Annotated in this window: 3 protein-coding genes and 1 pseudogene; all 4 read left to right on the plus strand. The window is 44.9% G+C overall.

The annotated features are described in order from the left end of the window. The first annotated feature begins 16 nt into the window (after positions 1–16). A complete protein-coding gene (locus tag HMPREF9007_RS14705) occupies positions 17–1,132 on the plus strand; it encodes a hypothetical protein (protein WP_008761273.1) in 1,116 nt (371 codons plus the stop codon). A 10-nt stretch (positions 1,133–1,142) separates the two neighbouring features. Further along, positions 1,143–4,124, plus strand: a complete 2,982-nt coding sequence (locus HMPREF9007_RS27640) for a hypothetical protein (RefSeq protein ID WP_008761274.1) — start codon at positions 1,143–1,145, stop codon at positions 4,122–4,124. Further along, on the plus strand, positions 4,013–7,024 hold the full coding sequence (locus HMPREF9007_RS27645) for a hypothetical protein (protein ID WP_008761275.1): 3,012 nt from the start codon (positions 4,013–4,015) through the stop codon (positions 7,022–7,024). Before HMPREF9007_RS27640 ends, HMPREF9007_RS27645 begins: the two co-directional genes overlap by 112 nt. Next, a pseudogene (locus tag HMPREF9007_RS27650) lies at positions 7,018–10,463 on the plus strand (hypothetical protein); the annotation flags it as partial. The gene HMPREF9007_RS27645 and the pseudogene HMPREF9007_RS27650, both read left to right, overlap by 7 nt.

Genomic DNA, 10,463 nt, shown 5'->3' on the forward strand with positions numbered 1-10,463 from the left:
TGTGTGGAGGTAACTTATGGCGACATATGATGATATATTAGGCAATGGAGGTGGCACACCTTTTCCGAAAGGTTCTAAAGAATGGCATGAACAGCAACAAGACGGTTCTTCTGCACCTCCACCTGTAAAGGGTACACAGGAATGGGTGGAACAAAAAGCGGCTACGGCTCCTGTTGTTACCGCACCTAAACCTGACACAACTACTACACCGCCCCCTCCGACCAAGCAAGAAGGCTCGGACGGTGGTGCCCTTTCATATGCTGAACTGTTCAAGAAACTTAATCCTTATACTCCACCGACCGACGAAGAACTTGCTAAAGAGAAGAAAAAGCAGAAACGTGACCAAATTTTTGCTGCAATTGGTGATGGCATATCTGCTCTCTCCAATCTGTACTTTACAACACAGGGTGCACCGAATATGTATAGTGGAAAAAACACAGCTTCGGAAAGGTTACAGGTTAGGTATGATCGATTAATGAAAGAACGTAATGAGAATGCCCGGGCTTATTTGAGCGGCCTGTTCGGTGCTATGCAGGCTGATGATGTCAAAGCGAGAGATGATCGTAATTGGAGACATCAGTTAGCACGCGAGAAAAGAGCCGATGCCATTGCGGACGCAAAGGAAAAACGAGATAACCAGATATTTGATCTCAACGTTAAGCTCCAAAACAATAAAATATCAGCAGCCGAAGCTGATGCAGAACGTAAAAGAGTGGAGGCCGAATATGCTGATGATCTTGCAAAGGCTAGACTTGAAACTGAAAAGGCTAAAGCGGGCGCTTCAAAAGCTTCTGCTTCCGCATCCAATGCTAGAGCTGGGTATTATAACCGTGGTGGTAGTGGCGGCAATAAGAAAAGGATGACACTTACTATTGATGGTAAGACCACTTACTATGATACGAAAGAAGATTATGAGAGAGCGGTGCAGCGTGAGGCTAAACGGTTAGGTATTAAGACTCACCAATATGTGAAAACCACAGAAAATGATGTAATGGGGGCAAAAGAAAAGAATGTCTCTACTCCAAAACCTATCAGCCAACTTGCCGGTGAAGTTGAAATGGCATCGAATAAGAAGAAAAGTCCAACAGCCGGAGATAATAGTAGTAATAAAAAGAAAAGTCCAACATCATAAATGAAACATTATGCCTGAAAATGAGGATAAAATAAAGAAACTATACGATACGTTTGTTTCTGATGGTTACGATATGGAGAGTGAAGAAGATTTCCGCAAGAACTTATCGGATTCTACAAAACGCAAGGCAGCTTATGATGCTCTAGTGAAAGAAGGTTATGAGATGGAACCGTTTGAAGAGTTTGAGAATAATATAGGTTTCGGAAAGATTCAAACACCTGTACCGGAGTCTGCTGTACAAACAGAACAGGCGTGGCAACCTACCGAACAAGAGAAAGCAGAGATGATTGCCAGTACAAACCGTATGATGCAGAATGTGGAAACACAGATACAAGACGCAAATGAACGTGTAGATAATATACAAGAATACGGGTTGAATCTCGGATTGCAAACTAAAGAGGGTAAAATGCAGTTTAATCCTGAAAATGGGAAACTGGAAAAAACATATATTACTCCACTTGGTAACAAGACTACTAGTAAACCTCTTGCTGACATCGAGAGTTTCCGGTACCGACAAGCTGCCGATATGTCAATCGGCGGACAGTTACGCAAGGCTAATCTCCGTTTGCAGGAGTTAAAAGCTAAGCAAGCGGAAAGAGCCTCCGAAGTGCATAAAGAATGGGTAGAAGAAACGGAAAAGAACAAAGCGCCGCTCGCTGCCATATTGGGAGCAGCCACTTACACACCGCGCCAGCAATCAGACAAGGAAAACAGCACATTGAGAGTAGCCATTAGAGAAACAGAAGAGCTCATCAAGAACCTTGAAGAACAGAAAGACCGTGAAAATGGGGTTGATGTAGGCTTTTGGCGTGGTTTTGGTCGTACTATGGGTGATGTACGCACGTGGGATTTCGGTATGGGTGATATGGCGGATGCCATGACCATGATGAATGCCGACAAACTTAAAGGTGATAATGCCACAGAGGGCGAGCGTGAATCTCATGATATGATGATGGGTGCAATCCATGAGAAACAACAGGCAGAGGAAAGATACGGTGGAAATGCCGACTTTTGGAACAGAGCCGGTGTCATGACTGGATATATGCCTTCATTTATGTTGGATTTCATTTTGACTGGTGGCGGATTTAAGGGTTTGTCTACATTCTCAAAAGGAAGCACTAAAGTCACCGCAAAGGTCATAGGTAAAGAAACAGCTGAAAAAATGGCTCACCAGGGGTTCAAATCCTATATTAAAGAGAATGGTGTCAGAGGGTTAGGACAGTACGCAACAGATTGGACTATCAAAGCGCTTGGGACAACCGCAGATGATTTGCTTGTACGTGCTCCGGCGATGACAAACACCATACAGGCAGGAAAAACGGTCTCTGACATCATTGACCGGAAGCTAGGTGATGTGGTTGTTGATGAAAACGGTAACTATGATTTCTCCAATGATAAGACCTGGGGAAGTGCAATATGGCAAGGTGAAGCCAATGCTATCATTGAGAATTATTCGGAAATGTTCGGTGCGCACCTTGATCCCATTTTTACACTTGGTAATATGAGTAAACTCGCCAATGTTCTAGGGGCAAAGCGATTGGGAGGTGTACTCTCAAAGGCAGATGCCGGTGCATTGAATAGCATAATGGGACAAACTCATCAGATGTTCAATAAAATGGGTGTCAGTGATTATGTTGGTGAAGTCTCTGAAGAATACTACGGTCAATTGTGGCGCACAATGCTTAGTCTTGATGATGCTTATCAGCAGAATCCGGACGGCACACGTACTAACTTATTTGCAACTGGACAATTTCACGGTGATATTTGGGGTGGAATGGCACTCTCTATGGGGGTGATGGGGGCAGGAAAACATACCTTGTCTGCCGCAAATTATGCATCCATGAAGCATGGCGTGAACAAAGCAGATGCAAAAGTGAATGAATTACTTGGAAAAGAAGTATGGGAGCCGTTGAAGGCAACACTTGACCTTACTACCAATGAGAATATCGGTGAAGTTGCGGAACTTGTTGCCGGTGATAAAGATTTTACCGCTGATGAGAAAGCAGCCGTACTGAATTATATGGAACGTTCGTTGAATTTGCGTGGATTCAATCTTGCTTCTATGGCCCGGTCCCGTGGCGGTGTTCAAAGTGAAAGCGAACAACAGGCAAATGACAGTTATCTTGACGGATACAACGTTACTTCCTCGCAGGAAATGAACGATGCGAAGAACCTGTACGAATACCATCGAACACAAGTGGCAGACCTTGCAGATGAGAATATGTTTGCGATGATTGAAGAGAATCCGATTGCCGCATTGGAGTTTGTGAACGGGAATGAGCAATGGAGTGATGAGGATAAGTCTTCTGTTATCGACTATATCAATGCCAAGCAGGTTTACAATGGCATGATTCAACGTGTACGTGATGATATAGACGGACGGGTGGAACAGAGCAATTCGATGATAGATGCACGTGTGAACCGCAAGACAGGTATGATACAGGGGGCAACCATGAAGCAGGATGAACGCAAGGTGTATGTTCTTAGTGGGACTCTTGTACCATATGCAGATGGTAGCGGTGTAAGTGTGACTGATTCTGACAATAGCATCATTGTTCGTGATGCGGACACAGGTGGGCTTGAACAAGTATCTCCCGATGCTATATTGTCTATTGATGATGTACAAGACCCATACGAGCAGAAGGAGTTGGTTGCACAATCTATCAGAGAACAATTTGCACGTGAAGCTGCGGATAAGATTGATGGTGTTGTCACATTCAATCCGGGCGAAACCTATACCATTGCCGGTGAAGGCGGTTCGCAAATACAGGTCACAATAGTTTCAGATGAGAACGGAATCATAGACAATGGCGACGGAACTATCAATGTGACAGACGGAACAAATGTATTCCCTATAGCAAAAGAGGCTATCCAACAGTTGTGGATGCATCTAACATTGCACGAATCGCAGAGTTTGAGCAACAGAGAGCTGAAGAAAACCTTGCTTTGCAGCAGGAAGAGCAGGAAGCAGACCGACCGCAATATGCAATGAATGACCTTGTGACGCTCCGTGATGAAAATGGTATAGGTATTCGTGGTAACATCACCGCCGATGTGGATGCCGATGGACTATATGAAGTTTATACGGAAGATGCCTTGAATGGTAAGCGTGTGAATATGTTTACCCGTGAAGAGCTTGATTCCATGCTGATAGAACACAATGGGCAACTTGTTGAGATTGCCGATTCAAGTGTGAATGATAATTCGGAAGTGGCAGAAAGTTCTCTGGGGGAACAGCAGCTGCAAGCGTCTGTATTAGAACGAATCCCTAAAGATGAACAAGGTAATCCTATCTATGAACAGGCGGAAACCCCGGATGTTGCTTGGGATGCTATTGTTGAGCAAACAGAGGGAGACGAAGCTATGGCCCAGTCCGTGGCTGACGGAATGGTTGCGGACAAGGAAGCAGTATTGAAGAAAGTCGAGAAAACGAAATCTGCTGGTGGAAACACTATTGCAGAGAAGATCGCAGCTGAAAAGGAGCGCAAAGCGGCAATTGATGCAGCCAAACAGGAATTGTCCATCTGGCAAAAGATAGCCGGCACTGCCAACCGCAGAAAAATGGAAGCAGATGCGGAGCGCAGACGCATTGCCGATGAAGCTGCCGCATTGCGCAAGGCGGAAGAAGAAAAATTGCGTGCAGAGCGTGAGGAAGCAGAACGCAAGGAACGTGAAGCACTTAACGGAGTTCCCGATATAGTGGAAGATGTTCCTAAAGATGCTCGTGCAAGAGGATATAGACGTGTAAACGGCCATAAGGTTGACAGACAAGAACCATTACAGGCTGTACAAGGCAAAGAGGTGAATGTGAAATTTAGCAATGATGTAGTGGCTCCCGGCAATGTGACTGTGATTGATGCGTCATTGTTGCAACCGAGTCATATACAAGGTGTGCGCAATCCTCTGCATTTTATTGATGAAGCGCAACCAAAGGAACGCAATGACGAAGCAAGCGTATTGTCTGCACGGAAAATCGCCGAGAACATTCGTCCGGAAGAAATCACATCAAGTATTACCGCTTACACCGGTGCGCCGACCGTAAACGAACGTGGTGAAGTAATACAGGGAAACAACCGTAGTGATGCCTTGCGCCTGATGTGGGAAAGTCATTCGGAACAGGCCGAAGCATATAGACAATACCTGAAAGACCATGCGGAAGAGTTTGGACTGCGTGCCGAGGACATTGCGCCCATACAAAGCCCGGTGTTGGTAAATATGCTTCATGTGGACGATACAGAAGCCCTCAATCTTGGTCAGTTTGTTGCACAAGACACAGAAAGTGGAGGTGTTGAACGTATCAAACCTAAAAACACCTTGCAGCGCATGGGAACCGAAATGCGTTCGTTTGCCAACCTGTTGCTTAGGACTTCGGATGATGAAATGTCGTTTGCCGGACTTGTGGATGCCAATGGTGCAAATGTTCTAAAATGGATGAGTCAAAGAGGTTTCATCAGTCACACACAATACAAGAGTGCGTTTGACAGCAAGGGCAACTTAACTCCTGAATCCAAGAATGATTTGCGTGGCATCATGTATCAAAGCATCTTCAAGGACGGCAGCACACGGTTGGAGGAAATGTTCAACGTATTGCCGGTAAAAGCACAAAAGGCTATTCTTGCTACTGCTTTCCGTGATTATGACAGTCCGAACAGTGAACGAATGGTAGATGAGATACAGAATTCCGTTCGCGCTTACTATGCTTTGTCCCAAGATAAAATGTTTGCAGAGGCAAAGAATTTCAAGGAAGCACGTATTGCTGTAGAAAACTGGAAACGCCAGTATCAAATGGATGATGTTACAGGGGAAAGTTATCTCCCTGCTGATAATTTCAGTAACTTTGTCTTGCATTTGGCCGCAATGTATAAAGGTGAAAGCCAAAGCTTCATTCAAAACACATTCGGCAAGATTTATGACCTTATACAAGGTACACAGGAAGAAACTCTGTTCGAACAGCCGGACAATACCCCTCGGACGCTCGTACAGGCTATTAAAGAAGCATTAAATTTAGATTACAATGGACAACAGCGAAGCAATGTATTGGTTGGCGATACTGCAACAAGCCAACGAGGGCAGCAAGGAAGCAATGGAGCTCTTACGCCAAGAGAACGAGTTGAGGACGGAAATGGGACAACCGATGATACAGGAAGAACTGAAAGCATTGGTGAACAAAGCGAAATAGAACCTTCTTTATCACAAGAAGAAATGCTATCTTCTGATGATACTGACAATCAACTTAGTGCAAAAATAGCAAGACGCATTGAAGTTCAAGAAGATGATTGGGTTGAAAGCGGAAAGTATGGCGATACTTATAAACAGACAATTATTGTTGATGGTACTCATAAAGTTATAAAAGTTGATGCACCCGATACGAAAGGTAATTATACAGGTAGTACTTATGAGTATGACGGTCAAACATTCGGAGATTTATTGGATGTTGTTAATTATATTGATGCATCTTCGTCTTTAGCCAATGCCGTTGCAGTGGCAGAGAAAGAAACCGATACTACTCCTACGGAGAAACAGAAAGAAGCCGGCAATTATAAGAAAGGTCATGTGCAGGTTGGTACATTCAATATCACCATTGAGAACCCGAAAGGATCCGTTCGTAGTGGAATAGATACAGAGGGCAACAAATGGGAAACGACCATGCAGAACACCTATGGCTATATTCGTGGCACGGAAGGTGTAGACGGCGACCATATAGACGTGTTCCTCTCTGATGATATTGACGGGTGGAATGGTCGCAAGGTGTTTGTGGTTGACCAATATAACGAGGACGGCACGTTTGACGAACACAAGGTTATGCTGGGCTTCAATGAGGCTGACGATGCTGAAGCAGCTTACTTGCTAATTATGACAGAAATTGGGCGAAGAAGCACAAGACGATGCTGACGGGCGTTAACTTGGAGGAGTTCGAGAAGTGGATAGAGAGCAGCCATCGCAAGACCAAGGCTTTTTCGGAATACAGGTCTGTAAAGACGATCGAGGGGCAAAGTTCCGGCACGCAAGGCAACAGACTTTCAGAAGTCAAGTCCCGTATTGAAGAATTGCACAAGGAACAAGAAGCAGCGCACAACCGTAGCGACATTTTTGAGGAGGCTCGTATTATTTCTGAAATTAACGACCTTTTTACCGAACAACGCAAGTTGGAACAAGACGCTTCTACTGAAGAAGCGATTGCACCGACTGATGCTCCGTACACCATTACTCCGGCGCAGTACATCACCAAGCGAGGTAAGGTGTTAGACATGCAACTTGTTGAGTTCCAATCGGAATTGCGCAAGGAAGTTCAAAAGCATGTAAGTATGTTCGCCAAAGAAATGAAAGGTTGGTGGGATAGGGAAAAACACGGCTTTATGATGCGTAGCGAAGAAGATGCCAAACGATTAGCAGAGTACGCAGTAGATGCACAAGGCCAACCTCCCATATCAATGTTGGATATACAGGCTGTAAATGATGGTGATGTGCTGTTTACTGAACCCAAAGCACTAGCAAAGGATGAAAAACAGGACTACACCCCTGTATGGCAATACTCTGTTTTTGTTGATAAGGAAACTGGATATACGACTTTGACTCGTGATGATGTGAGTGGTCCCATACCTATTGGTGATGCACGTTTTCGTCAGACAACCAACAGCCCGGAGGAAATGTTAGGCATTCTTCGCAATCCGCAGAATGGCATGCAAGAAGTTTTGGATGCAGTTGGAGTTTTGCTTGAAAATAAAATTAAGACCCGAGAACTTGATCGCAAGGCAAAGGATGAAATTCATGACAGCAGGACAGATTTCGTTGTTGATAAAGAAATGGATAACAGATATTCTGTTCGTACTTTGATGAAGATGATTGATGCGGAAAAGCAGGCTGTGATGGATTTAGGAGAGAAGCGTGGTGGAGACGTTTATCATGAAGGAAATATTATTTTCCTGACCAAAGATAGTGCAGACAAGTTTGCTAATGAAGCTCGAACTCTTATCAACGATATGCGGAGTAAGCAGCAACAAGACAATTCACAGAAAAAGACTGAAGCGAGTGGTAACCGTCTTGTTACTGATGAGCGTTATGCGGAACTTCGTGAGCGTATGCGTAAGAAGTTACTCGGTCAAATGAATATTGGTTTTGACCCCGAAATACTTGCTATTGGTACAGAAATGGCTGTTTACCATTTGGAGAAAGGCTCACGGAAGTTTGCAGAATATGCAAAGGCTATGATTGCAGACTTGGGTGATTCCATACGTCCGTACCTTAAAGCATTTTACAATGGTGCGAGAGATTTGCCAGAGGTGTCAGAAAACGGATTTAATACCGACATGACCTCTTACGATGAGGTGCAGAAGTTCGACGTGGCCAACTTTGACAAGTCCGGCATTGATGCACTCGCCACCGCTGAAACCGTAACGAAAGAGGCGGAAGTGGCGGGGGAAGTTGAAGTTGCACAGGAACGTATAAAGAAAACTCGTTCAACGCGCAAGAAGAGTGAGAAAAAAACAGTAAATTTACAGCAGTCAAATGAGTTAGGTTTGTTTGACGGTCTAATAAAGAACGATAAAATCAACGAAAATGGATTACAGAGAACTGATGCAGAACGCTCCGAAGGAATGCCAGCCAACGATAATCGACACGAACAAGGATTATCAAGAAGCACTGAAACAGGTAGCGGAAGTAAACAACAAAGCAGTCGAGCAACTGACAACAGAGGAGAAAGAACAGGCAATGCAGTCGATAGGACTGTGCGACCTCGACTTTCAGATTCCGTAGAAGAAAAAAAGAATACCCGCAACCACCATTCGGAACGTGGCAAAGACCATGCCCCTACATCGGTAGATGCACGTATCGAAGCCAATATCAAGGCTATTGAGTTGGCAAAGCAGTTGCTTGAAAGCGGTGAACAGGCTACCGAAAAGCAAATGCAGACCCTCCGAAAGTTCAGCGGTTGGGGCGGATTGGGTAAGGCTTTCAACGAGGGTACATCGTATGTTCTCAATCCTATTGCGAAGAAACTCCGTGAGTTGCTTGGCGAAAAGGCATACCAAGAGGCTGTAATGAGTGCAAACAGTGCTTATTACACTCCGGCATACGTTGTAGATACTCTTTGGGACATTGCCGAACAAATGGGTTTCAAGGGAGGCAACATTCTTGAAGGTTCTGCAGGTATCGGCAACATTTTGGGGCAGATGCCTACAAATATCAGCGAGCACAGCGACATCCATGCTATTGAGATTGACGGGACTTCGGGCGGCATTCTCTCACTCCTTTATCCTGATGCCAAAGTAGAGATACAGGGTTTTGAGCAGACACGTATTCCTAATGGAAGTGTGGACTTAGCTATTACTAATGTTCCGTTCGTTACCGGACTCCGTGTGAATGATACCACGGGCGACAAAGACCTGTCGAAGAAATTCCACAACATACACGATTTCTGTATAGCAAAGAATGTGCGCAAACTGCGTGAGGGCGGTTTGGGTATCTTCATCACGTCCAATGGTACGCTTGACAACAGTAAGAAACTCCGTGACTGGATTGTGAGCGAGGGAGGCGCAGACTTCGTGGGTGCTTTCCGTATGCACAACAAGACTTTCGGTGGCACCGGAGTAACCTCTGACATCGTTGTTATCCGCAAGCGTGTGAACGGGCAGAAGTCTATCCATGCCATTGATGTAAGTGATGTGAGCGGAGAGCGCATGGCAGAGTACGATACCGGGGAAACACGCAAGGTTAAAGGCAAGGAGATACCAGTCATTAGGCAGCTTTCAATGGACTACAACCGCTATTTCATTGAACACCCCGAAAACATGGCAGGTGAAATGCACTTTGCATTTGAGAAAGGCGATACTTTCCGCCCGACCAGCAAAGGCTTATATCCTAAACAGAATAAGAAACAGGAAGAAATGTTGGCTGAATTTGTCCGCTCATTCCGAGCAGAGGAATTTGGTGAGCGCAATACCGAGCTTGCCACCGATGTAATGCCCGGCAAGAAGATTGGCGAAGTGTTTGTCAAAGACGGAAAACTATACATCAACTCAACTGCAAGCGCACAACCTCTCGAAGTGAATACCAACAAGGTAAAGGGGCATACGAAAGTGGAATGCTTTGAGGCATACACCGCTATCAAGGAAGCTCTTGCGGAAGTCCTTTCCTATCAGACTGCGAATGAAAGCGATGAGGGACTTAAACCGTTGCTTGACAAACTCAACAAAGTATACGATGATTTTGTCGGCACATACGGACACTTCAACAAGAACACCGCCATTGCGTTTCTCCGAAATGATGTGGACTATGCCAATGTATACGCTCTTGAAAAGTTTGAAGAAACGGCAGATGAAAAAGGAAACCG

Origin of the sequence: Bacteroides sp. 1_1_14 (assembly GCF_000162515.1) — a bacterium.
Taxonomy (GTDB): Bacteria; Bacteroidota; Bacteroidia; order Bacteroidales; family Bacteroidaceae; genus Bacteroides; species Bacteroides thetaiotaomicron.

Bases quoted from the DNA above. Each gene is read 5' to 3' on its own strand.
- HMPREF9007_RS14705 (WP_008761273.1), top strand. From the start codon at position 17: ATGGCGACATATGATGATATATTAGGCAATGGAGGTGGCACACCTTTT.
- HMPREF9007_RS27640 (WP_008761274.1), top strand. From the start codon at position 1,143: ATGCCTGAAAATGAGGATAAAATAAAGAAACTATACGATACGTTTGTT.